Source organism: Stenotrophomonas sp. S49, assembly GCF_016624905.1.
Taxonomy (GTDB): Bacteria; Pseudomonadota; Gammaproteobacteria; order Xanthomonadales; family Xanthomonadaceae; genus Stenotrophomonas.
Window position 1 is genome coordinate 13,037 of the sequence record NZ_JACVUD010000036.1, and the last position, 23,062, is coordinate 36,098.

At 67.4% G+C, this 23,062-nt stretch carries 17 protein-coding genes; 8 read left to right on the top strand and 9 right to left on the bottom strand.

The window, feature by feature from the left end; all coding sequences use genetic code 11:
- Window positions 1–405: 405 nt before the first annotated feature.
- The 5 genes from ppx to lpxH all read left to right on the top strand — a co-directional run bounded on the left by ppx (window position 406) and on the right by lpxH (window position 7,850).
- The gene (gene ppx / locus IAE58_RS09905) at window positions 406–1,932 is read left to right on the top strand and encodes an exopolyphosphatase (RefSeq protein ID WP_199934025.1); all 1,527 of its coding nucleotides are present in this window, start codon (window positions 406–408) and stop codon (window positions 1,930–1,932) included.
- Between the two features lie 343 nt (window positions 1,933–2,275).
- On the top strand, window positions 2,276–5,194 hold the full coding sequence (locus IAE58_RS09910) for a TonB-dependent receptor (protein WP_199934026.1): 2,919 nt from the start codon (window positions 2,276–2,278) through the stop codon (window positions 5,192–5,194).
- 160 nt (window positions 5,195–5,354) lie between these two features.
- Window positions 5,355–6,500: a glycosyltransferase family 1 protein gene (locus tag IAE58_RS09915; protein WP_199934027.1), complete on the top strand. Its 1,146-nt coding sequence runs from the start codon at window positions 5,355–5,357 to the stop codon at window positions 6,498–6,500.
- On the top strand, window positions 6,481–7,020 hold the full coding sequence (locus IAE58_RS09920) for a phosphatase PAP2 family protein (protein ID WP_108752303.1): 540 nt from the start codon (window positions 6,481–6,483) through the stop codon (window positions 7,018–7,020). The genes IAE58_RS09915 and IAE58_RS09920 overlap by 20 nt, the downstream gene beginning before the upstream one ends.
- 83 nt (window positions 7,021–7,103) lie before the next feature.
- Entirely contained in the window at window positions 7,104–7,850 is a 747-nt protein-coding gene (gene lpxH / locus IAE58_RS09925) for a UDP-2,3-diacylglucosamine diphosphatase (RefSeq protein WP_199934028.1), read from the top strand.
- 102 nt (window positions 7,851–7,952) lie between these two features.
- On the opposite strand, the gene IAE58_RS09930 is transcribed toward lpxH, so the two are convergent.
- Complete coding sequence (locus IAE58_RS09930; RefSeq protein ID WP_199934029.1) at window positions 7,953–9,206, bottom strand: zinc-dependent metalloprotease; 1,254 nt, start codon at window positions 9,204–9,206, stop codon at window positions 7,953–7,955.
- A gap of 225 nt (window positions 9,207–9,431) precedes the next feature.
- Here IAE58_RS09930 and IAE58_RS09935 point away from each other — a divergent pair, with 225 nt between their 5' ends.
- Complete coding sequence (locus IAE58_RS09935) at window positions 9,432–10,898, top strand: DUF2235 domain-containing protein (protein ID WP_199934030.1); 1,467 nt, start codon at window positions 9,432–9,434, stop codon at window positions 10,896–10,898.
- Between the two features lie 147 nt (window positions 10,899–11,045).
- Here the strand turns inward: IAE58_RS09935 and IAE58_RS09940 are convergent, their stop codons facing one another.
- From IAE58_RS09940 to IAE58_RS09970, 7 genes are all read right to left on the bottom strand, one after another.
- Window positions 11,046–11,870 (bottom strand): ferritin-like domain-containing protein, encoded by an 825-nt coding sequence (locus IAE58_RS09940; protein ID WP_199934035.1) that lies wholly within the window; start codon window positions 11,868–11,870, stop codon window positions 11,046–11,048.
- Between the two features lie 10 nt (window positions 11,871–11,880).
- A complete protein-coding gene (gene purF, locus IAE58_RS09945; protein ID WP_108752299.1) occupies window positions 11,881–13,347 on the bottom strand; it encodes an amidophosphoribosyltransferase in 1,467 nt (488 codons plus the stop codon).
- 58 nt (window positions 13,348–13,405) lie between these two features.
- Window positions 13,406–14,158 carry a CvpA family protein gene (locus IAE58_RS09950; protein WP_233614963.1) on the bottom strand — a complete coding sequence of 251 codons (753 nt, stop codon included), beginning with the start codon at window positions 14,156–14,158 and terminating at the stop codon, window positions 13,406–13,408.
- A 46-nt stretch (window positions 14,159–14,204) separates the two neighbouring features.
- Window positions 14,205–15,230 carry an SPOR domain-containing protein gene (locus IAE58_RS09955; RefSeq protein ID WP_199934031.1) on the bottom strand — a complete coding sequence of 342 codons (1,026 nt, stop codon included), beginning with the start codon at window positions 15,228–15,230 and terminating at the stop codon, window positions 14,205–14,207.
- A 79-nt stretch (window positions 15,231–15,309) separates the two neighbouring features.
- A complete protein-coding gene (gene folC, locus IAE58_RS09960) occupies window positions 15,310–16,581 on the bottom strand; it encodes a bifunctional tetrahydrofolate synthase/dihydrofolate synthase (protein WP_199934032.1) in 1,272 nt (423 codons plus the stop codon).
- Between the two features lie 41 nt (window positions 16,582–16,622).
- Window positions 16,623–17,267: a histidine phosphatase family protein gene (locus IAE58_RS09965; protein ID WP_079220782.1), complete on the bottom strand. Its 645-nt coding sequence runs from the start codon at window positions 17,265–17,267 to the stop codon at window positions 16,623–16,625.
- Between the two features lie 193 nt (window positions 17,268–17,460).
- Entirely contained in the window at window positions 17,461–19,623 is a 2,163-nt protein-coding gene (locus IAE58_RS09970) for a S46 family peptidase (protein WP_199934033.1), read from the bottom strand.
- A 167-nt stretch (window positions 19,624–19,790) separates the two neighbouring features.
- On the opposite strand from IAE58_RS09970, the gene tdh reads away from it, so the two are divergent.
- Entirely contained in the window at window positions 19,791–20,813 is a 1,023-nt protein-coding gene (tdh, locus tag IAE58_RS09975; RefSeq protein WP_049404249.1) for an L-threonine 3-dehydrogenase, read from the top strand.
- 93 nt (window positions 20,814–20,906) lie between these two features.
- Here the strand turns inward: tdh and IAE58_RS09980 are convergent, their stop codons facing one another.
- On the bottom strand, window positions 20,907–21,599 hold the full coding sequence (locus IAE58_RS09980; RefSeq protein ID WP_199934034.1) for a TorF family putative porin: 693 nt from the start codon (window positions 21,597–21,599) through the stop codon (window positions 20,907–20,909).
- A 199-nt stretch (window positions 21,600–21,798) separates the two neighbouring features.
- Between IAE58_RS09980 and kbl the strand changes: the two genes are divergently transcribed.
- Window positions 21,799–23,007 carry a glycine C-acetyltransferase gene (gene kbl, locus IAE58_RS09985; RefSeq protein ID WP_108748684.1) on the top strand — a complete coding sequence of 403 codons (1,209 nt, stop codon included), beginning with the start codon at window positions 21,799–21,801 and terminating at the stop codon, window positions 23,005–23,007.
- Window positions 23,008–23,062 lie beyond the last annotated feature (55 nt).

Sequence of the window (23,062 nt, forward strand, 5' to 3'; positions counted from 1 at the left end):
TGCCGACCTTGGTCGGCACCTACCAACAGCAAAGGCAGTCGAGCATGGCTCGACTCTACAAAAGCGATTCAACACCGGGGTCAGAGCCCGTTGCGCAGCAACGGGATCCGACCCCATCCCATCAGGTGGCAGAGAACTGTCGAAGGCGGGGGGGGGGGGGGGGGGGGGGGGGGGGGGGGGGGGGGGGGGGGGGGCCGCCCCCCCCCCCCCCCCCCCCCCCCCCCCCCCCCCCCCCCCCCCCCCCCGCCATGCCACGGACAGCCCGCCTTTGACGTTGAAGTTGCCGTTGACGTGGCCGTTGACGTTGATTCGGCAGGTGCAGGGCGCAGCCCTGCCACACGCCCCCTACAAAATGTGAAGGCCGCGCGGTGACGAGCACACCGCCCCTTCGGCTAACATTCGCCCATGCCGCATACCACCACGACTCCGCCCGCATTGCAGGATGGCGACCTGCTGGCCGCCATCGACCTTGGCTCTAACAGCTTCCACATGGTCATCGCGCGCTACACGCTTGGCCAGCTGCGGGTGATCGACCGCCTGCGCGAAACCGTGCGCATGGCCGATGGCCTGGATGGCAAGGGCGGCCTGTCCGCCGCCGCACGCCAGCGCGCACTGGAATGCCTGGCCCGCTTCGGCCAGCGCATCCGCAACGTGCCCCCGCACCGGGTGCGCGCCCTGGCCACCAACACCGTGCGCCAGCTGCGCTCGCCGCAGGCCTTCCTGATGCCGGCCGAAACCGCGCTGGGGCATGCCATCGAAGTGGTGAGCGGGCGCGAAGAGGCCCGCCTGATCTACCTGGGCGTGGCCCATGCGCAGCCGCCCAAGGCCGACCAGCGCCGCCTGGTGATCGACATCGGCGGCGGCTCCACCGAATTCATCATCGGCCAGGGCATGCAGACCCTGGAACGCGAGAGCCTGCAGGCCGGTTGCATCGCCAGCACCCGCCGCTTCTTCCCCGGCGGCAAGCTCAGCCGCAAGCGCTGGAAGGATGCGCTGGCCGAGATCGGCCGCGAGTTCCAGCCCTTCGCCAGCAAGTACCGCGTGCTGGGCTGGCACGAGGCGCTGGGCTCATCCGGTACGCATAAGGCGATCAGCGAGATCTGCGCCAGCATGAAGCTGAGCAAGGGCGCGATCACCGCCGAAGCCCTGCCGCTGCTGCGCGATGAACTGCTGAAGGCCAAGAAGATCGACGACATCGAGCTGCCCGGCCTGTCCAGCGACCGCCGGCCGATCATCGCCGGCGGCATCCTGGTGCTGGAAGCGGCCTTCCAGGCACTGGGCCTGCAGAAGCTGCTGGTCAGCAAGGCGGCCATGCGCGAAGGCATCCTGTACGACATCGTCGGCCGCGCCGGCGAGAACGATCCGCGCGACGAATCGGTGGCCGCGCTCACCCAGCGCTACGGCATCGATACCTCCCAGGCCGACCGCGTACAGGACACCGCGCTTGGCCTGCTGGAGCAGGTGCAGGAACGCTGGAAGCTGGATGCCGACGATGCGCGCATGCTGGGCTGGGCCGCGCGCCTGCACGAACTGGGGCTGATGATCGCCCACAGCGGCTACCACGTGCATGGCAGCTACGTGCTGGAGAACTCCGACATTGCTGGCTTCTCGCGGCAGGAACAGCAGATGCTGGCCGCGCTGGTGCGCAGCCACCGGCGCAATGTCGGCAAGTCCGCCTTCGATGCCCTGCCCGAGCGCCTGCTGCTGACCGCACGGCGCTTGACCGCGCTGCTGCGTCTGGCCGTGCTGCTGAACCGCGCCCACGAAGACGTGCCGCCGCCGGCGCTGGAACTGACCGCCGACGACAGCCGGTTGTCGCTGATCGTCCCACAGGCCTTCATCGATGCGCGCCCGCTGCTGCGCGCAGACCTGATCGGCGAGACCGAAGGCCTGGCCGGCCTGGGCCTGCAGTTCCGTCCGTTCGTGGTCTGAGCGGCGCCCCGGCGGACCACCCTCCCCCTCTCGCAACACCCCGACAACGGCCCCTAAGCGGGCCGTTGTTCGTTGCGTTTTGCGCAGTTCACTAGCTGAATGCGGATTCAGGTTTCTGATTCGTACCTGACCCGCGACACTCGACATGACGCTAAGCCCTTGCTTTTGTTCAAATTGCGTGAAATGAACGCGCGCAACTGTGACACATTTTGCAACACCCTCTTTACAGGTGGTTAACGAACGAGAATAAATCGAAGTCACCGGCTCAGTCCCAACAGGCGAATCCGGCTTTCGCAGGCCCTCTTGGCCTGCATCTGCAGACTCAACGAGAGAGAGAGACTCGATGACTTCACGCTCCACCGTGCTGGGCCAGGCGATCCGCCACGCCCTGATTGTCGGCACCGCGACCATCGCGCTGCCTGCCCTGGCCCAGGACGGCGCCCCCACCACCCTCGACCGCATCGAGATCACCGGTTCGCGCATCCGCCAGGTTGACGTGGAAAACGCCAACCCGGTGCTGGCGATCTCGCGCAAGGACATCGAACGCCAGGGCTTCAGCTCGGTGGCCGACATCCTGCAGAACGTCACCGCCATGGGCAGCCCGGCGATCAGCCGCGCCAACGTGCTCAGCGCCGGTGAAAACGCGGGCGGCACCTACATCGACATGCGCAACCTGGGCGCGCAGCGCACCCTGGTGCTGGTGAACGGCAAGCGCCTGGGCATCAGCACCTCCGGTTACCAGGACGTGTCGAGCCTGCCGGTGTCGGCGGTGGAGCGCATTGAAGTGCTGAAGGACGGCGCCTCGGCCATCTATGGTTCGGACGCCATGGCCGGCGTGGTCAACATCATCACCCGCCACAACGCCACCGGCGTGACCGCCAACGTCTACCACGGCCAGTACAGCCAGGGCGACGGCGCCCGTGACCGCTTCGACGTGGTGGCCGGCTGGGCCAACGACCGCGGCTCGATCACCCTGTCGGCCGAGCATTCGGAAGAAAAGGCGGTGTGGGCCAAGGACCGCGATTTCAGCGCCTTCGGCAATACCTCGCGCCACCCGACCGAAGCGTGGACCACGGTCAGCCAGTGGGGCCAGATCACCGGCCTGAAGGGCCCGGGCTGTGCCGCCGCAAGCTGTGGCTACTCGCTGAACCGCGGCGCCGACCCGCTGAACCCGGCCAACTACCACATCACCAATGCCAACGCACCGGACGGCGATGTCAGCAACACCAACGAACAGATGCACCTGAACTATCCGCTGAAGCGTGATTCGGTGTTCGTCGATGGTCGCCTGAACATCACCGACAACGTGCACTTCAGCACCCAGCTGGGCTACAACAAGCGCGAATCGAGCCGCCAGATCGCCGGCTACCCGCTGCAGTCGTCCACCGCCGGCATCGGTTCGATGTCGATCGACAGCTACTTCAACCCGTTCGGCCGCAAGAACGGCTATGCCACCCCGACCGCCGTGGCCTGGAACCACCGCACCTGGGAAGTGCCGCGCGTCAGCGACAGTGAACTGAAGACCTACCGCGCCGTGGCCGCCTTCGATGGCACCTTCAACATCGGCGAGCGCTACTTCGACTGGGAAGTGGGCTACCAGTACAACAAGAACGAACTGCGCCAGCACGCCACCGGCAACCTGCACAAGGAACGCGTGAAGAACGCCGTCGGCCCGTCCTATTACAACGCCGCCACCGGCAAGGTGGAGTGCGGCAGCGCCGCCGCACCGATCGCCAACTGCATGGTCTGGAACCCGCTGGTCGCTGCCGGCGTGGTGAACCCGTACGGTCTGACCGGCAACCAGGCCCTGATCGACTACCTGATGCCGGCTGAAGATTCCTCCGGCAAGACCGTGGGCAAGAACTTCTTCGCCACCATCGCCGGCAGCATCCTGACCCTGCCGGGCGGCGACCTGGGCTTCGCCTTCGGTGTTGAAAACCGCAAGGAAACCGGTGAGTTCATTCCCGATGCGCTGGCCCAGACCGGTGCCACCACCAACCTGGCCGCGGGCCCCACCGGTGGCGGCTACAAGGTGAAGGAAGCCTACCTGGAATTGAACGCGCCGATCCTGGCCGGTCTGCCGGGCGCGCAGGAGCTGACCCTGAACGCGGCCACGCGCTTCTCGGATTACGACACCTTCGGCAACACGCTCAACAGCAAGTTCGGCTTCAAGTGGCGCCCGATCGAACAGCTGATGGTGCGCGGCACCTGGGCTGAAGGCTTCCGCGCCCCGACCATCAACGACCTGTACGGCGGTGGTTCGGAAACCTTCACCACCGGTTACGCCGATCCCTGCGACACCGTCTACGGCCCGTCGCGTACCAGCGCCGCCGTGCGCGCCCGCTGCGCCCGCGACATCGCCAACGCTGACACCTACCGTCAGCTGAAGCAGGGCAACGTGCCGATCACCAGCAGCACCGACCAGACCCCGGTACCGTTCACCAACGGCTCCAACCCGCTGCTGCAGCCGGAAACCTCCAAGAGCAAGACCCTGGGTCTGGTCTGGAGCCCGAGCTTCATCCGCAACTTCAACGTGTCGCTGGACTGGTGGAAGATCCGCATCGACAACACCATCGTGGCCGACACCCCGAACCAGATCCTGATCGACTGCTATGAGCAGGGCATCGATTCGCGTTGCGCGCAGTTCACCCGTGATCCGGTGCTGGGCATCGTCAACAAGCTGACCTACGGCAACCGTAACGCCGGTTTCCTGGAAACCGAAGGTTACGACATGGAACTGACCCACCGTCTGGACACCGACACGCTGGGCAGCTTCAGCACCCAGTGGTCGACCACCTACGTCAGCTCGAACATCTTCCGTTCCACCAACGACACCACCGTGGTGCCGACCCCGGTCAACGGCATTTCCACCAATGCGACCAGCGGCTTCCGCGTGCGCTCCAACCTGACCGTCGGTTGGGACAAGGGCGACTTCGGTGTCAGCTGGACCGCCCGCTACTACTCCGGCGTGAAGGAGCAGTGCCTGAGCGTGGTCGCGCATCCGGATGAGTGCTCCGATCCGGGCGTGCGTGCACCGTGGTACTCCGGCGCCCGCAACTACAACGAGCGCGGTTCGGTCACCTTCCACGACGTGCAGTTCCGCTACAACCTGCCGTGGGATGCCACTGTTTCGGTCGGTGCCAACAACGTGTTCGAGAAGTACGGCCCGAACATGTACACCAAGCCGAACTCGGTGTTCTCCTACTACGGTGGCTACGACATCGGTCGCTTCGTCTACCTGAAGTACCAGCAGCGCTTCTGATCCACCGCGCTGCCGTCATGAGCTGACACGACCACGGCCCTTCGGGGCCGTGGTTTTTTTCTGCGTGCGGCAGGCCCGGGCACCGTCATCGGGCGGTCGCATTACGGTCACAACGGCTACATCGCCAGGCCCGAGCATGCCGGAAAACCGGAGGCCCGCCATGCGCCATGCCATCGTCACCGAGACCTATCCGCCGGAGGTCAACGGCGTTGCACTGACTGTGCAGAGCCTGGAGCAGGGATTGCGCGCCGCCGGCCATGAGGTCGATCTGATCCGCCCACGCCAGGCCAACGAAGCGCTGGAAGCCGCGCCGGGCACCCTGCTGGTACCGGGGGCGGCCCTGCCCCGCTACCCCGGCCTGCGCTTCGGCCTGCCCGCCCCCATCCGCCTGGGCCGGCACTGGCAGCAGCACCGCCCTGATGCCATCTACATCGCCACCGAAGGCCCACTGGGCTGGTCGGCGCTGCGCACCGCACGGCGGCTGGGCATTCCGGTGGCCACCGGCTTCCACACCCGCTTCGACGAATACCTGCCCGACTACGGCGTAGCGTGGCTGCAGTCGGCGGCCATGCGCTGGATGCGCCGCTTCCACAACCAGGCCGACGCCACCCTGGTACCGACCCGCGAGCTGCAGCAATTCCTGGGCGAACAGGGCTTCGAGCGCGTGCGCCTGCTGGCGCGCGCGGTGGACAGCCAGCAGTTCGACCCGACCCGGCGCGATCCTGCGCTGCGCGAGGAATGGGGCGTGGACGGCAACGGACTGGTGGCCCTGTACGTGGGCCGCATCGCTGCCGAGAAGAACCTGGGACTGGCGGTGAAGGCCTTCCGCCGCCTGCAGCAAGTGCGGCCGAAGGCACGCTTCGTGTTCGTGGGCGATGGCCCAGCGCGCGAAAAACTGGCCCACGACAATCCCGATTTCATTTTCTGCGGCATCCAGCGCGGCGACGCGCTGGCCCGCCATTTCGCCAGCGGCGATCTGTTCCTGTTCCCCAGCCGCAGCGAGACGTTCGGCAACGTGACTCTGGAAAGCATGGCCAGCGGCCTGGCCACGGTGGCCTTCGATTACGGTGCCGCGCGCGAATACCTGCGCAACGGCGAAAATGGCGCGGCAGTGGACGACGATGCGCAGTTCGTGGAGGCCGCCGTGCAGCTGGCCAGCGATGACGCGCTGCGCCGCGAGCTGGGCAGCAATGCCGCCCGCGCGATGAAGCGCCTGCACCCGCAGCAGGTGGTGGCCGAGTTCGAATCGCTGCTGGCCGAACTGGCACAGGCGCGGAGGGACGGCCATGCGCACCACGCCGCTTGAATCGCTGGCCGGGCGCGAAGCACGCCTGTGCCGCCGCGCCAACCACTATTGCCGGCGGCGGCGGGTGCGCCGCCTGTTCGCGGTGATCAGCCGCCTGGGCGACGGCGTGTTCTGGTACCTGCTGATGGGCGCGCTGGTGCTGGTGGATGGCTTCGATGGCCTGCGCGCATCGGTACACATGGCCGCCACCGGGCTGGCCGCGCTGCTGCTGTACAAGGGGCTGAAGCGCTGGACCCGGCGCCCGCGCCCGTATGCGGCCGACCTGCGCATCCGCGCCTGGGTAGCGCCTCTGGACGAGTTCAGCTTCCCGTCGGGCCACACCCTGCATGCGGTGTCGTTCACCATCGTGGCGCTGGCCTACTACCCGTGGCTGGCACCGCTGCTGGTGCCATTCACCCTGGGCGTGGGACTGTCGCGGGTAGTGCTGGGCCTGCACTACCCCAGCGATGTGCTGGCCGCGACGGGCATCGCCACGCTGCTGGCCTGGGCCAGCCTGGCCTGGCTGCCGCTGCCGGTGTGATCGGCGGCTAATCCGCCGGCCATCGCGCCGCGCCAGCGGTAGCGCCGGGCCATGCCCGGCGGATGATGCCCTAGAATGCCCACATGACCACGTTGTTCATTTCCGATCTGCACCTGGACCCCAGCCGTCCAGCCATCACCGACCTGTTCCTGCGCTTCCTGCGCGAGGATGTGCCTGGCGCCGATGCGCTGTACATCCTGGGCGACCTGTTCGAAGCCTGGATCGGCGATGACACGCCCTCGCCGGTGGCCGACGCCGTGGCCGACGCACTGAAGACCCTTGCCGACAGCGGCGTGCCGATCTACTTCATGCGCGGCAACCGCGATTTCCTGCTGGGCGAAGACTATGCGCGCCGCGCCGGTCTGCGCATCCTGCCCGACCCCTGCGTGATCGATCTGTATGGCCGCGCGGTGATGCTGCAGCACGGTGACCTGCTGTGCACCGATGACATTCCCTACCAGCAGTTCCGCGCGCAGACCCGCGATCCGGTGTTCCAGGCACAGTTCCTGGCGCAGCCGCTGGCCGCACGCATTGCATTCGCACAGAAGGCACGCGATGCCAGCCAGGCCCGCCAGTCGGAAATGAAGCAGGGCGACCGCGCACAGTTTGAAACGGTGACCGACGTGGCCCCGGCGGAAGTGGAAGCCACCTTCGCACGCCATGGTGTGGACACCATGATCCACGGGCATACCCACCGCCCGGCCATCCACAGCCTGCAGGCCGGTGGCCGCAACTGCACCCGCATCGTGCTGGGCGACTGGTACGAACAGGGTTCGGTGCTGCGCGTGGACGCCGACGGCTGGCAGCTGCAATCGCTGCAGCGCGAATAACGATAGACGCCGACCTTGGTCGGCGTTTTCCTTCTGTATGTAGCACCGCAGGTTGGCCTCTACGGTAGAGGCCAACCCCGACTGACATCCGTGTTCCGCGCGTCAGCGGAAGCCGGCGATGGTGGCCTTGGTGTTCACCAGCACGCGCTGGTTGTCGGCGCTGCTGGCAATGCCCATCGGCACACCGTTGTAGCTGATGTTCGGGTTGGACCAGAAGTTCAGCCGCGGGCAGCCGGCCGAACAGGCGTAGGCCATGATGGTGCGCCAGCGCGAACCACTGGCCGGTTCATAGCGATAACCATGGCCATAGGCATACGGCGACGTGCTGGGGTCGGTGGCGATGTCATGCCGCGCACTCTGCAGGTGGCCGATTTCGTGGGCAAACGAGTAGTAGCCGGTCGCGCAGTCCCAGTACACCGCGGCGAACGCGGTGGACGCGGTGGAGCCGATGCCCGAGGCCAGCCCGCAATAGCTGCTGTTGTTGATCAGCAGCACGCCGACATCGGCCGCGGTGTTGTTGCGGCTGGTGTGGATGCTGTCCATGTAGCCGTCGCTGGTGCTGCGGAAGCGGGCCAGGTCGGTGCTGAAATTGCCGGACTCGGTGTAGCTGGTGGTTTCGTACCCGGCCAGTTGCAGGGTGATGCCCACGTTGCTGTTGGTATAGCCCTGGTTGGATTCGGCCACCGCCAGCTGCACCAGCGACTGCATGTTGCCACCGTAGGCGGACACCGCCGCATTGGTGGCTACCACCAGCACGCGGATCGTGGCCGGACTGCCCGATGACGCCTGCGCGATACCGACACGATCATTGGCCGGCATGCTGATTTTCGGCAGCTGGTTGTAATCGGCCGGATGATCGGCGGGCATCCGCGATTCATCCACTTCCACCAGCACGTGTCGATCGCCCAATGGACGCAGCCGGTACAGCGTGCCGTCCTTGCGGATGGAACCGGTGAGCGTGTTGCCCGACCGCACCAGGATGACCGAGTTCGCCGGATCATCCGGCAGTGTGGCGCCCGCCTTCTGCAGGCGGTCGGACGGGCTGCGGATCTGCCCGTACCAGACACTGCCCCCGTCGGCCAACGCCTCGACCCGGCTGCGCGTGGCCTGCACCTGCTGCCCCAACAGTTCGAATTCCAGCTGCGACTGCGCGGTGGCCGCCGCATCCACCCGCACTTCCTGCACCGTTGCGGTGGACGGTGCCGACAGCAGCCGCCCCAGCTGCGGTTCACTGATGGCCGAGGCCCGGCTGAGCACGGTGACCGGTTCGAACAGCGGCGCCGCCTGCGCGGCCGTTACCACGCACAGCCCCAACAACACACTACCTGCCACTTGACCGATGTATCTGGACATCATCTTGTCGCTCCTTGGAGTGAAGTAGACAGCGTTGATGCAGCACGACCCGGGTGCCGGGTGTGGCCATATGGCCTGCGCAGCCCCCGTGAATACAAGCCTTGAAGCCGGTCGGCATGCGGATCTGTGACGGACAGCGGCAGTGTTCAGGCAGGTCAAGAGCCGCTGTACACTGCGCCCATACACGGCCTTCGCACCGCCGTGACATGACCACCACAGGGGATGCACATGGCTGCAGGTCAGACCCGCAACGGGGACAGTGCGCAGGGCGCCGTGCTGCACCTGGGCCTGTTCTTCGATGGCACCCGCAACAATGCGCACAACCTGGCGCGCGGGCGGCCGCAGCCACCGCAACCGCGCCCTGCCCTGCTGCGTGCCGACGACGATTCGACCTACCAGAGCCGGCTGACCAGCAGCTACGACAACGGCACCACCAACATCGCGCGCCTGCACCAACTGTACCCGGACAGCCGTCGTGCGCCGCTGGCCGAACCGTCGCTGGCGATCTACGTGGAAGGGGTGGGAACCCGCGACGATGCCGAGGATGATCTGATCGGCCTGGCCTTCGGCATTGGCGCCAGCGGTGTGCGCGCCAAGGTGCAGCGCGCACTGCATGAGCTGCTGCCGGCTGCGCTTTCGGCGCTGGCGGCGCACTGGCAGCAGCCGCTGCACGGGGTGCAGGTCGATCTGTTCGGCTTTTCGCGCGGGGCCGCGGCCGCGCGCGACCTGGCCAATCAACTGCGTGGCTGGGATGCCGGCCGATGGCGCCTGCGCCTGCAGGGCGCCGGGTTGCCCTGCGCAGCCGACTTCGCCCTGCCGCGCCCTGCACTGCGTTTCGTCGGGTTGTTCGACACCGTGGTGGCGGTCAGCGGCCGGCGCGCCGACGAGCAGCCGCGCATCGCCCTGCCGACGGGCATTGCCGAGCGTGTGGTGCAACTGAGTGCGCGCGACGAGCATCGCCAGCACTACGCCTTGACCACGGTTGCACCGACCCATGAAGAGATTGCCCTGCCGGGCGTGCACGCCAACATCGGCGGCGGCTACGACCAGCTGGAAGAAGGCCCGAAGCTGCTGGGTCGCCCGCGCCGGCAGCCGCTGCGGCGGGCGCCGGTGGACGATTACCAGACCCCCACGCTGGCGATGCTGCAGGCCACCACGGTCTACGCCGAAGCGCAGGCCGATGCCGAGCGCTGGCGCCAGCAGCTGGGGGCGACGGAAAAGGAAGTGTGGGTGGATGTATGGCACCAGTGGCAGCAGCAGCGCCGCGCTGGCAGCCGCAGCGTGATGCTGGCACCGGTACTGCACGTGACCGCCGCGGTGGTGCTGCGCCGGCGCATCGACTGGCGCTACCAGCTGATCGCCCTGCGGGTGATGCAGCAGCGCGCCGCTGAAGCCGGCGTGCAGTGGAGCGCCGACGCGGCGCAGGTGCCGGGCTGGGAGCTGCCAGCGCCGCTGCAGCCGATCGCGAGCCGGCTGCTGGCGGCACAGACCCTGACGCCAACCCAGGAAGCCCTGCTGCGACGCCGTTACCTGATGCAGTCGGCGCACTGGAACTTCGATGCACTGGGCGATACCGCGCTGACCTTCGCCGCCGATGCGGGGGTGAGCGAGCTGCCGTATCGGCCGGGGCCGGGGTTGTTCTACATCAACCGGCCAACGGTGGATGGCCGGCGGGTGGTGTTGCCCAACGCGTGAGGCCCATCCACGCATGGCGTGGATCTACTGCGCGAACCCGCTTCTGGTAGGTGCGAAGCTTGCTTGGCACAGCGCGTCAGCGCGCGGCCATCCACGCATGGCGTGGATCTACCGATACATTCGTGGATGGACGCCCTGCCCTGCGGCTCAGCCGGCCTGTTCCACCAGGTTGGCCAGCTCGTCTTCATCGAAACCGGCCAGCAGCCGCGCTTCCAGATTGAACGGCCCATGCAGGTAACCGCCGGCGAACTCCTGCAGCAATGCCTTGAAGCGCGCACGCGGCTCGACACCGGCGCGATCACAGTACCAGCGGTACCAGCGCGAACCGGCGGCCACGTGGGCCACTTCCTCGCGCAGGATCACTTCCAGGACATCAGCGGTAGCAGCATCGCCGACGTTGCGCAGCTTCTCGATCATGCCCGGCGTCACGTCCAGGCCACGCGCTTCCAGCACGCGCGGCACCAGCGCCATGCGTGCCAGGCCGTCGTGGGCGGTCTTCTCGCACATTTCCCACAAGCCGTTATGGGCGGGGAAATCGGCGTAATCGTGGCCATGCGCCAACAGGCGTTCGCGCAGTAGCATGAAGTGGCGCGATTCGTCGTCGGCGCAACTGACCCAGTCGGCCTGGAAGGCCGGCGGCAGGCCACGGAAGCGGTAGACCGCATCCCAGGCCAGGTCGATGGCGTTCAGTTCGATATGGGCGATGGCGTGGATGAAGGCAGCCCGCCCTTCCACGCCACCCAACCCGCGCCGCGGCACTTCGCGCGGATGCACCAGCCGCAGCTGCGGCGGCCGCCCGGGCATGCGGATCGGCTCGGGCGGCGGCGCATCGGCCGGCACCTTCAGGCGTCCGCTGCGGAAGGCCGCTGCGTACGCCTGGGTCAGTGCCACCTTGCGCAGCGGATCGGCTTCGGCCAGACACTGCTGCGCGGCGCGCAGCAGGTCACCGCCTGCGTCGGGCAGGTCAACCACCGGCTGCGCCTCAGGCGCGGCGCTTGTGCTTGGCATCGTCCGAACGCAACTGCTGGATGCGCTCGAAATAGCCCGGCTCGATACCGGTGGGGTAATGCCCGTTGAAGCACGACGAATCGAAGTTCTGCAGTGCGGCGTTACCTTCGCGCACCGCCGCTTCCATGTCTTCGATGTCCTGGTAGATCAGCCAGTCGCAGCCCAGGTGCGCCTCGATCTCTTCCACGCTGCGGTTGTGCGCCACCAGCTCTTCGGCGGCCGGCATGTCGATGCCGTAGATGTTGGGGAAGCGCACCGGCGGTGCGGCGCTGGCCAGGTAGACCTTGCGGGCACCGGCGTCGCGCGCCATCTGCACGATCTGCTGGCTGGTGGTGCCGCGCACGATGGAATCATCCACCAGCAGCACCACGCGGTTGCGGAATTCCAGGTGGATCGGGTTCAGCTTGCGGCGCACCGATTTCACCCGCTCGCCCTGCCCCGGCATGATGAAGGTGCGGCCGACGTAGCGGTTCTTGATGAAGCCTTCGCGGTACTTCACGCCCAGCACGTTGGAAATTTCCAGCGCTGCGTCACGCGAGGTATCGGGAATCGGAATGATGGTGTCGATGTCGTGGTCCGGGCGCAGGCGCAGGATCTTCTCGCCCAGCTTGATGCCCATGCGCATGCGCGCCTTGTGCACCGACACGTTGTCGATCATGGAATCGGGGCGTGCAAAGTACACGTACTCGAAGATGCACGGGGTGTGCTCGGCCGGCTCGGCGCAGATTTCCGAGAACAGCTCGCCGCGCGCGGTGATCACCAGCGCTTCGCCGGGCTGCACATCGCGCACGCGCTGGAAACCGAGGATGTCCAGCGCCGCCGATTCGGAGGCCACGATGTACTCATCGCCTTCGGCGTGGCTGCGCTTGCCCAGCACCAGCGGGCGGATGCCGTGCGGATCGCGGAAGGCGACCAGGCCCAGGCCCAACACCACGCTGACCACGGCATAGCCACCCTTGCAGCGACGGTGCACGCCGGCCACCGCGCGGATCGCCGCTTCCGGGCTCAGCTGGCGTTGCTGTTCCAGTTCGTAGGCGAACACGTTCAGCAGTACTTCGCTGTCCGAATCGGTGTTGACGTTGCGGCGGTCCTGCTCGAACACCTGCTGGCGCAGGGCTTCGGTGTTGATCAGGTTGCCGTTGTGGGCCAGGGCGATGCCGTAGGGCGAATTGACGTAGAACGGCTGCGCCTCATCCATGCCTTCCGAACCGGCGGTCGGGTAGCGCACATGGGCGATGCCGACGCTGCCTTCCAGGGTGGACATGGTGCGCGCATCAAACACATCGCGGACCAGGCCGGTGGCCTTCTGCACCCGCAGGCGGCTGCCGCTGGCGGTGGCGATGCCTGCCGCGTCCTGGCCACGGTGCTGGAGGACGGTCAAGCCGTCATACAACTGCCCGGCGACGTTCTGGTTGCCGACGATTCCGACGATGCCACACATGGTGCGAGGTCTCCGCTGGGCAGTGCCCAGTTACAAGGAAGGTGGCCGTGCCTGGCCTTTAGTGGTCGCCGCGCCTGCGGTCGACGTTGGCCGGATCGTCCGGCTCGATGTTGCCTGGCAGTGCAGGGGCATCCGGGCGCACTTCGGCCGGATCGTATGCTTCGCCCTGTTCCGCTTTCGCGGGCCGCAGCCATCCGCTGCCCGCCACTACCTGGTTGAGGATGCCATTATCGCCTGTCGCGCCCGGCTTGCCCAAATCGGCGCCGGCGCTCTTGCCCAGTTCCATCAACGCAGATGGGGACAAAGCGTCCATCGGCAAGGCCTTGGGCAGCAGATCGGCACCGGGCACCTGCCAGTGCGGCAGTTTGCTGTTCATCCAGGCCACCGCCGGGTTCAGCACCGGGCGGATGGCCGAGGCCTGCCACGACCGTTCGGCCGCCAGCGGGGTGAAGCTGCCCAGCAGCAGCAGGATGGCGGCGATCAGGCCGCCGCGCACGGCGCCCAGCACCCCGCCCAGCAGGCGGTCCAGGCTGCCCAGCATGTTACGGTGGACGATGTGCTTGATGACCATGCCGATCACGGCCACCACGATCATCACGCCGATGCCGACGCCCAGATAGCCACCGACGAAGTGTTCGCCGCCGGGGGCGGCCGGGGCCGCCCACCAGCGGGCGGCATCATTGCCGAAGGCGAAGGCCGCCCAGGCCGCCACCAGCCACGACACCGTGCCGATGACGATGCTCACAAAGCCGCGCAGCAACCCCAGCAGGGTGGAGGCGGCGATCACGATCAGCAGCACCACGTCGATCATGGCGCCCCGCTCCTTCGGCGGCGCTGGCAACGAGGCGGCGGACAGGTCATGGGTGCGGGCGCACCATGCCGGCCACGCCGACCTTGGCGGCCACCTGGGCCTTCAGCTGGTCGGCGTCGGCGCGGTTGGCCACGGGCCCCACGCGCACCCGGTGCAAGGTGCCCTTGTCGGTGCGCACCTGCTCGACGAAGGCGCTGAAACCGGCTGCACGCACTTTGTCGCGCAGGGCGTTGGCATCGCTGGCCTGGCCGAAGGCACCCAGCTGCACGGCGAAACCGACGCTGCTGGCCGCAGGCGCGGCCGGGGTGGCCGGTGCCGGCTTGGCTGCTGCCGTGGTCTCAGGCTTGGGCTGCGGCTTCGGGGTTTCAGGCTTCGGTGCCGGCTTGGGCGCTTCGGGCTTCGGTGCTGCCGCCACCGGCGTGCTGGCCGGCAGGGCTTCGCTGCGCACCGGGTTGGCCGTGGCGGCCGGCGACGGTGCGGCCACCGGGGTACTGGCGCTGGGTGCGGTCGCCGCCGGGCTGGCCGCAACGGCTGCCGCCGGAGCCGCATCCAGGGTGATCACTTCGGCCTTCACGTCGGCCCGTACCTTCACTGCCTGCAACCGGGCCGCTTCGGCCTGGGCACGATCGGCATACGGCCCCACGCGCACCCGCCACGCCGCGCGGCCGTTGATCGTGGTGGTATCCGAGAAGCCCGGCAGCTGCGAGCGCTTCAGGTAGGCGATCACCGCCTCGGCATCGGCCTGGCTGGCGTAGGCGCCGAAGGTGACCGCGTAGTTGCCGGCGGCAACGGCCGGCGAGGTGTCCACGGTGGGCGGGGTGGCCGGTGCGGCCGCTTCGTCCAGCGCACGGGCCTGGCCACTCTGCAGGCCGGTGGCGCCGCCTGCCGGGGCCACCAGCGGCAGCTCACGGGTTTCGAACTGGCCATCGCCCGGCGCATCGGGCGCGGTGATCGGCACATTGGCCACACCGCTGTCCGGGGCCGGCCCCTTGACCAGCATCGGCAGGAAGATCACGGCCAAGGCCACCAGGACGATGGCGCCAATCAAACGCTGTTTCAGGGGTGTATCCACGTGAGGCAGGCGACAGGCGGAAGTTGGGTCGATTATACGGGTGCCGGGCGAAACGGCGTCGGCGTCGGCTGAACGCGGGTCAGGCCGAGGCCTGCAGCCACGTCAGCGCCTGCGCCGCGGTGTGGAACGAGCCAAACACCAGCACGCGATCGCCGCGCTGCGCCTGCGCCAGCACCTGCTGCAGGGCCTGCTCGACGCTGTCGGCCAGGGCGTCCACTGCCGCGCCGGTGTCGGCCAGGCGCGTCTGCAGCTGCTGCGCGCTCTGCCCACGGGCGCCGTCCAGGCCGGCCAGGGTCCACTGCGTCACCACGTCCTGCAGCGCGTTCACCACGCCCACCGCGTCCTTGTCCTGCAGCGCGGCGTACACGGCCAGGGTGCGGCCAGGCACGACTTCGGCCTTCAGCGCGCGCGCCAGCTGCCCGGCCGCCTGCGGGTTGTGGCCCACATCCACGCGGATCTGCACGCCATCGCGCTCGAACGCCTGCAGGCGGCCGGCAATGCGCGCGGCGGCCACACCTTCGGCCCAGGCCGCGCGCGGCACCGGCTTGTCCAGCGCGCGCAGGGCGGCGATCGCCGCGCCGGCATTGGCCAGCTGGATCGGGCCGGCCAGCGCCGGGGTCGGCAGCTCCAGGCGGGTGCCGACATCGCGCCAGCGCCAGCGCTGCGCATCGATCGGTTCGTAGAAGTAGTCGCTGCCACCGCGGATGGCATTGGCACCCAGCAGATAGGCACGGGCCAGCACGCTGGACGGCGGATCGGTCTCGCCCAGGATCACCGGCTTCCAGCCACGGATGATGCCGGCCTTCTCGGCGCCGATGGCTTCGCGGTCCTCGCCCAGCCATTCGGCGTGGTCGATATCCACGGTGGTGATCACCGACACATCGGCATCGACGATGTTCACCGCGTCCAGGCGACCGCCCAGCCCCACTTCCAGCACGGCCAGATCCAGCCCGGCCGCCGCGAACAGGTGCAGCGCGGCCAGCGTGCCGTACTCGAAATAGGTCAGGGTGGTCTGCCCGCGCGCTGCTTCCACCGCGTTGAACGCCGCCACCAGCGCGGCATCGTCCACGTCCTGGCCATCGATGCGCACGCGCTCGTTGTAGCGCAGCAGGTGCGGCGAGGTGTAGGCGCCAACCTTCCAGCCGGCGGCGCGGGCGATGGCTTCGATGAAGGCGACGGTGGAACCCTTGCCGTTGGTGCCACCGACCACGATGGTGCGCCCGGCCGGTGCGCTCAGGCCCATCGCCGCGGCCACGCTGCGCACGCGCTCCAGGCCCATGTCGATGCTCGCCGGGTGCTGGCGTTCAATGTAGTCCAGCCAGTCGGCCAGGGTGGTCGGGGTGTTCGTCACGGCAAGGGTTCCAGCAGCAGCAGGTGGTTCGTTGGAAGGGTTTACAGCGCGCGGTGCTTGGCTTCGCCGAAGAACGGCGTGTGGTGGGCGCAATCGTTCAGGCGCACCACTTCCAGGCTGTCCAGGTCGGCGCCTTCGAGCAGGTTCAGGGTGGTCGGCGCCTGGCGGAAGGTCCACAGGCGGGAAATCGGCAGGCCCAGCACCTTGCACAGGATCACCCGGTTCACTGCGTCGTGGGCGACCACCAGCAGGGTGTCGTGCTCGCCCAGGCCTTCAGCGGCACGGGCCAGGCCACGCCAACTGCGCTCCAGCACCAGGCGCAGCGATTCGCCGCCCGGCATCAGCACGGTATCGGGTTCTTCACGCCAGGCCTTCAGCCGCGACGGGTCTTTTTCGTTGATCTCGCTGGCCAGCAGGCCTTCCCACTCACCGTGGGCGATTTCCTGCAGATCCGGTTCGGTCTGCAGCATGCCGGCGCGGTCGGCACCCAGGGCAAGCTGGGCGGTCAGCTGGGCGCGGGACAGCGGCGAGGCCACCGCACGGGTGATGTCCACCGAAGCAAGACGGGCGCCCAGAGCCTGGGCCTGGGCTTCGCCGATGGGCGAAAGCGGGATGTCGATCTGGCCCTGGTAGCGGCCTTCGGCGTTCCACGGCGTTTCGCCGTGACGGGCAAGCAGGATGCGCATGCGAACAAGGGGTCCTGGGGGGAGGAAGATTCCGTTTCGTTCACATCCTGTGAAGTACGCGGAACAGGGATGATACCTGTTCGGCGCACCGGGCCGGACCGGGCATGAAAAAACCCCGCGACGTCGGTCGCGGGGTTTCGGGCATTGCAGGCGGATTCCGCCGGGCGCGGCCCGGCGCTACCACCGTGAACCTTTATTTCGCCAGGTTCAGTTCCTTCAGCAGCTGCGGCGCCGGCGCCACTTCCTGCATGATCCACTGCATGTAGCGGCTGTCGACGGCAATCATGCGGGTCATCACCGGGTCGAACACCCAGTTGGAGCTGACCGATTCCCAGTTGCCGTCGAAGGCCAGGCCGACGAGCTTGCCGTGCGCATCCAGCACCGGCGAACCCGAGTTGCCACCGGTGATATCCAGGTTGGACAGGAAGTTCACCGGCACCGAACCGATGCGCTTGTCTTCCAGGCCACCGTAACGCTTGGCCTTGACCGCATCCAGCAGCCCCTTCGGCGAATCGAACGGGTCTTCGCCGGTTTCCTTGGCGGCCACGCCTTCCAGGGTGGTGAACGGGGTGTACTGCACACCGTCCTTGCCGTAGCCCATCACGTTGCCGAAAGTGATGCGCAGCGACAGGTTGGCATCGGGGTAGACGAACTCGCCCTGGCTCTTCTTGTAGTCGGCCACGGCCTGCAGGTACAGCGGACGGGCCGTCAGCGATTCGCCTTCGCGGATCTTCTTCTGCTCTTCCTGCTTCAGCAGCGCCGGCATCACCGCCACGGCGTACTGGATGGCCGGATCGGTGCTGGCTTCAAAGGCGGCGCGGTCGGCATTGAACCACTTCAGACGCGCGTCCAGGCCGCCCAGCTCGGTGCCCGACAGCTTGCCCACCAGCGACTTCACGGCGGCCTCGTTGCTGCCACCCAGCCACTTGTTCAGCACTTCGTTGTCGCGCTGCGCGGCCGGCAGGGCCACGTACTGGTCCAGCCAGTAGGTCTGCAGCTGCTGGTCCATCTTCGCCACGTAGCGGCGGTCCATCTGCTTCAGGCCACCTTCGATGGTGGTCAGGTCACGCTGCTGGAAACCGGCTTCGCGCTCGGCGTCCGGCTTGCTGCGTTCGATCGACAGGCGGTACAGGGTGATGGCCGCGCCCACCGCCGAAGTGTTGTTGAACTGCCCCACGAACAGATCGCGTTCACGGGTGGCCTTGCTGGTGGCCAGGTGCTGGACCAGCTGCGCGTGCGCGGCCAGTGCGGGCTTGCCCGCGGCGCCCTGCTTCTTCAGCCAAGCCAGCACGGCCGCTTCTTCGGCCTGCTTCTGGCCGGCGGCGTCGATGCGCTTGAAGCCTTCCAGCTGGCCCTGGTAGTTCTTGGCCACGTTGTTCATGCTGGCCGCGGTGGCGGCGTACTTCACCTTCACGTCCGGGTCGGCCTTGCCGGCCTCGTCGATCATCTTCAGCACCGCGTTGTAGTGGCGGGCGATGGTCGGGTAGGTGAAGCTGGCGGTTTCGTTGAACTCACCGGCCAGCGCGTAGCGGTTGGTGCGGCCCGGGTAGCCGGCCACCATCACGAAGTCGTCGGCGCCCAGCGGCTGGTCGGCGAACTTCAGGAAGTGCTTGGGCTGGTAGGGCACGTTGTCGGCCGAGAACGCCGCCGGCTTGCCGTCCTTGCCCACATAGGCGCGGTAGAACGAGAAATCGCCGGTGTGGCGCGGCCACATCCAGTTGTCGATGTCGCCACCGAACTTGCCGACGCTGCCCGGGGGCGCGTAGACCAGGCGCACGTCCTTGATTTCCATGTTGCGGAACAGGCGATAGGTGTTGCCGCCGCTGAACGAGTACAGGCGGCAGCGGAAACCGGCGTCGGCTTCACAGGCAGCCACCTGGGCCTTGTCGAAGGCATCCAGCGCGCGGCTGCGGGCAAGCGGGTCCTTGCCGGCGGCGGCAATGGCGGCCTTGGCCTGGGCGGTGACGTCGGTGATCTGGTCGAGCACGAACACGCGTGCGTTCGGGCCGGCGCTCAGTTCGTCCTTCAGGGTCGGCGCGTTGAAGCCGTCCTTGATCAGGTTCTTCTGCGCGGTCGAATTGAGCTGGATGGCGCCATAGGCGCAGTGGTGGTTGGTCACCACCAGGCCCTGCGGGGACACGAAGCTGGCGGTGCAGCCGCCCAGTGCCACCACCGCGCCCATCGGATCGCCGGTCAGGTCGGCCAGCTGTTCAGGCGACAGCTTCAGGCCGGCCTTCTGCAGCGGGCCGGCGATTTCCGGCAGCTGCTGCGGCACCCACATGCCTTCGGCGGCATGGGCGACCTGGACCAGCCCAAGGCTGGCAACGATGGAGAAAGCAAGCAGGTTCGAGCGCATCGAGCAGCCCCTGATGATGGAACCGCCGAGTGTAGCCCAGCCCCCTGCCCCGCCCGATGCCCGGAAGTCATGGGCTGCGCGCCCGCAGCGCAACATGGGAATTGCGCCCAGCGCTCTATAATCCGCGTTTTCCCCCTGACGAGTTCCACCCGATGGCGCAGCAAACGATGAAGGCCCTGGTCAAGCGCGAAGCCGCCAAGGGCATCTGGCTGGAAGAGGTTCCGGTTCCGACCCCGGGCCCGAACGAGGTGCTGATCAAGCTGGAAAAGACCGCCATCTGCGGTACCGACCTGCATATCTACCTGTGGGACGAGTGGAGCCAGCGCACCATCAAGCCGGGCCTGACCATCGGCCATGAGTTCGTTGGCCGCATCGCCGCGCTCGGCTCGGCCGTCACCGGCTACGAGATCGGCCAGCGCGTGTCGGCCGAAGGCCACATCGTCTGCGGCCACTGCCGCAACTGCCGCGGCGGCCGCCCGCACCTGTGCCCGAACACCGTCGGCATCGGCGTGAACGTCAACGGCGCCTTCGCCGAATACATGGTGATGCCGGCCAGCAACCTGTGGCCGATTCCCGACCAGATTCCGTCCGAGCTGGCCGCGTTCTTCGACCCCTACGGCAACGCCGCGCATTGCGCGCTTGAGTTCGACGTGATCGGCGAAGACGTGCTGATCACCGGTGCAGGCCCGATCGGCATCATCGCCGCCGGCATCTGCAAGCACATCGGGGCGCGCAACGTGGTGGTGACCGACGTCAACGACTTCCGCCTGAAGCTGGCCGCCGACATGGGCGCCACCCGCGTGGTGAACGTCGCCAACCAGTCGCTGAAGGACGTGATGAAGGAACTGCACATGGAGGGCTTCGACGTGGGCCTGGAAATGAGCGGCAACCCGCGCGCGTTCAACGACATGCTCGACTGCATGTACCACGGCGGCAAGATCGCCATGCTCGGCATCATGCCCAAGGGCGCCGGCTGCGACTGGGACAAGATCATCTTCAAGGGCCTGACCGTGCAGGGCATCTACGGCCGCAAGATGTACGAGACCTGGTACAAGATGACCCAGCTGGTGCTGTCCGGTTTCCCGCTGGGCAAGGTAATGACCCACCAGCTGCCGATCGATGATTTCCAGAAGGGCTTCGACCTGATGGAAGAAGGCAAGGCCGGCAAGGTCGTGCTCAGCTGGAACTGACCGGCATACCGTAGCGCCGGGCCATGCCCGGCGTTGCGGGCAAGAAAAAGGCGCCCATCGGGCGCCTTTTTCGTGGACGACAGCAGCGTCGGATCAGTTGCCGATGGCAACCGACAGCATCACGCGGCTGTGCGCCAGCTTGCCGGAGTTGTAGCGGCCGTCGCTGTCGGTGCCGTAGTAGCCCAGGCCCACGTTGAACATGCCGAACTGGCGGCTGACGCCAACGTTCCAGTCGGTGTAATCCTTGGCGATGCCCTTCTCGAAGGTGCTGCGGCCGACGTTGGCGCTCAGCGTGAAGTCCTGCGGCAGGCCCCACTCACCGCCCAGCGCGTAGTACCAGCCATCGGTGCTGCTGTTCCACACGTCGTTGCTGTAGGCCACCGTCAGCTTGTAGGTGTCATCCAGCGTGGTGGTGGTGATCAGCTCGTTGTAGTTCAGCTCGCTGGCACCGGGGTAGGTGTAGCGGTTCAGCAGCACATCGAAGTTCAGGCGCTCGGTGGGGTCGATGCCGTAGCCGATCTGGTAGTCCACTTCGAGATTCGGGTCGCCCGGGCCGAAGTCCACGCCCGAACCCCACACGCCGGCATACAGGCCGACCGGGCTGGTATAGGTGAAGCCGGCCTGCAGGGTCGGATCTTCGTCGGTCTGCGAAACGCCACGGAACAGGTAATCGGAAACAGCGGTGACATTCCAGCTGTAAGGCGACTCGGCCTCCTGGGCACTGGCGGCAAGCGGGGCCAGGGCGAGGGCGGCGGCGAGGGTCAGGCAGGCACGGGCGTGCTTCATGGGCGTCTCCGGTGGGGGGGCGGTGGCGTGGAAGGCGGAAGCGACAACCGGGCCAGACAGGGCCGGTTCACGAATTTTTAACCCGTTTGCTATTGCGATGCAACATGTGCCGGCCATGGCGGTGGCCCACCCTGCCCGGTCGGCGGCCCGGGTTGCCCGGTAGAATCGGTGGTTTCCCGTGCTGAGCCGTGCCCACGCCATGACCGACGCCTCCTCCGCCCTGACCCGCCATTACGCCGATGAACTGGACGCGATCCGCGCCCAGGGCCTGTTCAAGTCCGAGCGGATCATCACCAGCCCGCAGTCGGCCGAGATCACCCTCGACGATGGCCGTACCGTGCTGAACTTCTGCGCCAACAACTACCTGGGCCTTGCCGACCACCCGGACCTGATCCAGGCCGCCAAGGACGCGCTGGACAGCCACGGCTTCGGCATGGCCTCGGTGCGCTTCATCTGCGGCACCCAGGACCTGCACAAGCAGCTGGAAAAGCAGATTGCCGACTTCTTCGGCAAGCAGGACACGATCCTGTACGCGGCCTGCTTCGACGCCAACGGCGGTCTGTTCGAACCGCTGCTCGGCGAGAACGACGCGATCATTTCCGACGCACTGAACCACGCCTCGATCATCGACGGCGTGCGCCTGTGCAAGGCCAAGCGCTTCCGCTACGCCAACTGCGACATGGCCGACCTGGAAGCGCAGCTGCAGGCCGCCGATGCGGCCGGCTGCAAGACCAAGCTGATCACCACCGACGGCGTGTTCTCGATGGACGGCTTCATCGCCCCGCTGGACGAGATCACCGCGCTGGCGAAGAAGTACAACGCACTGGTGCACATCGACGAATGCCACGCCACCGGTTTCCTTGGTGCCAGCGGTCGCGGCTCGGCCGAAGTGAAGGGCGTGCTGGAAAAGATCGACATCATCACCGGCACCCTGGGCAAGGCCATGGGCGGCGCGCTCGGCGGTTTCACCTGCGCCAGCGCCGAAGTGATCGAACTGCTGCGCCAGCGTTCGCGCCCGTACCTGTTCTCCAACTCGCTGCCGCCGCACGTGGTGGCTGCCGGCATCAAGGCGTTCGAGATGCTGGCCGCCGCCGATGACCTGCGCAGCACGCTGGTGCAGAACACCGCCTACTTCCGCGAAAAGATGGTCGCCGCCGGTTTCGACGTGAAGCCGGGGGTGCATCCGATCAGCCCGGTGATGCTGTACGACGCACCGCTGGCGCAGAAGTTCGCCGAGCGCCTGCTGGAAGAAGGCATCTACGCGATCGGCTTCTTCTTTCCGGTGGTGCCCAAGGGCCAGGCGCGCATCCGCACCCAGATCAGTGCCGCCCATACCCGCGAGCACCTGGACCGCGCGATCGATGCGTTCACCCGCATCGGCGTGGAACTGGGCGTGATCAAGGGCTGATCAACGGTAGCGGGGGGGGGGGGGGGGGGGGGGGGGGGGGGGGGGGGGGGGGGGG

Excerpts from the sequence above, each read along its gene's own strand:
- ppx (WP_199934025.1), top strand. The coding sequence starts at position 406 with ATGCCGCATACCACCACGACTCCGCCCGCATTGCAGGATGGCGACCTG.
- IAE58_RS09910 (WP_199934026.1), top strand. The coding sequence starts at position 2,276 with ATGACTTCACGCTCCACCGTGCTGGGCCAGGCGATCCGCCACGCCCTG.
- IAE58_RS09915 (WP_199934027.1), top strand. The coding sequence starts at position 5,355 with ATGCGCCATGCCATCGTCACCGAGACCTATCCGCCGGAGGTCAACGGC.
- IAE58_RS09920 (WP_108752303.1), top strand. The coding sequence starts at position 6,481 with ATGCGCACCACGCCGCTTGAATCGCTGGCCGGGCGCGAAGCACGCCTG.
- lpxH (WP_199934028.1), top strand. The coding sequence starts at position 7,104 with ATGACCACGTTGTTCATTTCCGATCTGCACCTGGACCCCAGCCGTCCA.
- IAE58_RS09930 (WP_199934029.1), bottom strand. The coding sequence starts at position 9,206 with ATGATGTCCAGATACATCGGTCAAGTGGCAGGTAGTGTGTTGTTGGGG.
- IAE58_RS09935 (WP_199934030.1), top strand. The coding sequence starts at position 9,432 with ATGGCTGCAGGTCAGACCCGCAACGGGGACAGTGCGCAGGGCGCCGTG.
- purF (WP_108752299.1), bottom strand. The coding sequence starts at position 13,347 with ATGTGTGGCATCGTCGGAATCGTCGGCAACCAGAACGTCGCCGGGCAG.
- IAE58_RS09950 (WP_233614963.1), bottom strand. The coding sequence starts at position 14,158 with ATGATCGACGTGGTGCTGCTGATCGTGATCGCCGCCTCCACCCTGCTG.
- IAE58_RS09965 (WP_079220782.1), bottom strand. The coding sequence starts at position 17,267 with ATGCGCATCCTGCTTGCCCGTCACGGCGAAACGCCGTGGAACGCCGAA.
- IAE58_RS09970 (WP_199934033.1), bottom strand. The coding sequence starts at position 19,623 with ATGCGCTCGAACCTGCTTGCTTTCTCCATCGTTGCCAGCCTTGGGCTG.
- tdh (WP_049404249.1), top strand. The coding sequence starts at position 19,791 with ATGAAGGCCCTGGTCAAGCGCGAAGCCGCCAAGGGCATCTGGCTGGAA.
- IAE58_RS09980 (WP_199934034.1), bottom strand. The coding sequence starts at position 21,599 with ATGAAGCACGCCCGTGCCTGCCTGACCCTCGCCGCCGCCCTCGCCCTG.
- kbl (WP_108748684.1), top strand. The coding sequence starts at position 21,799 with ATGACCGACGCCTCCTCCGCCCTGACCCGCCATTACGCCGATGAACTG.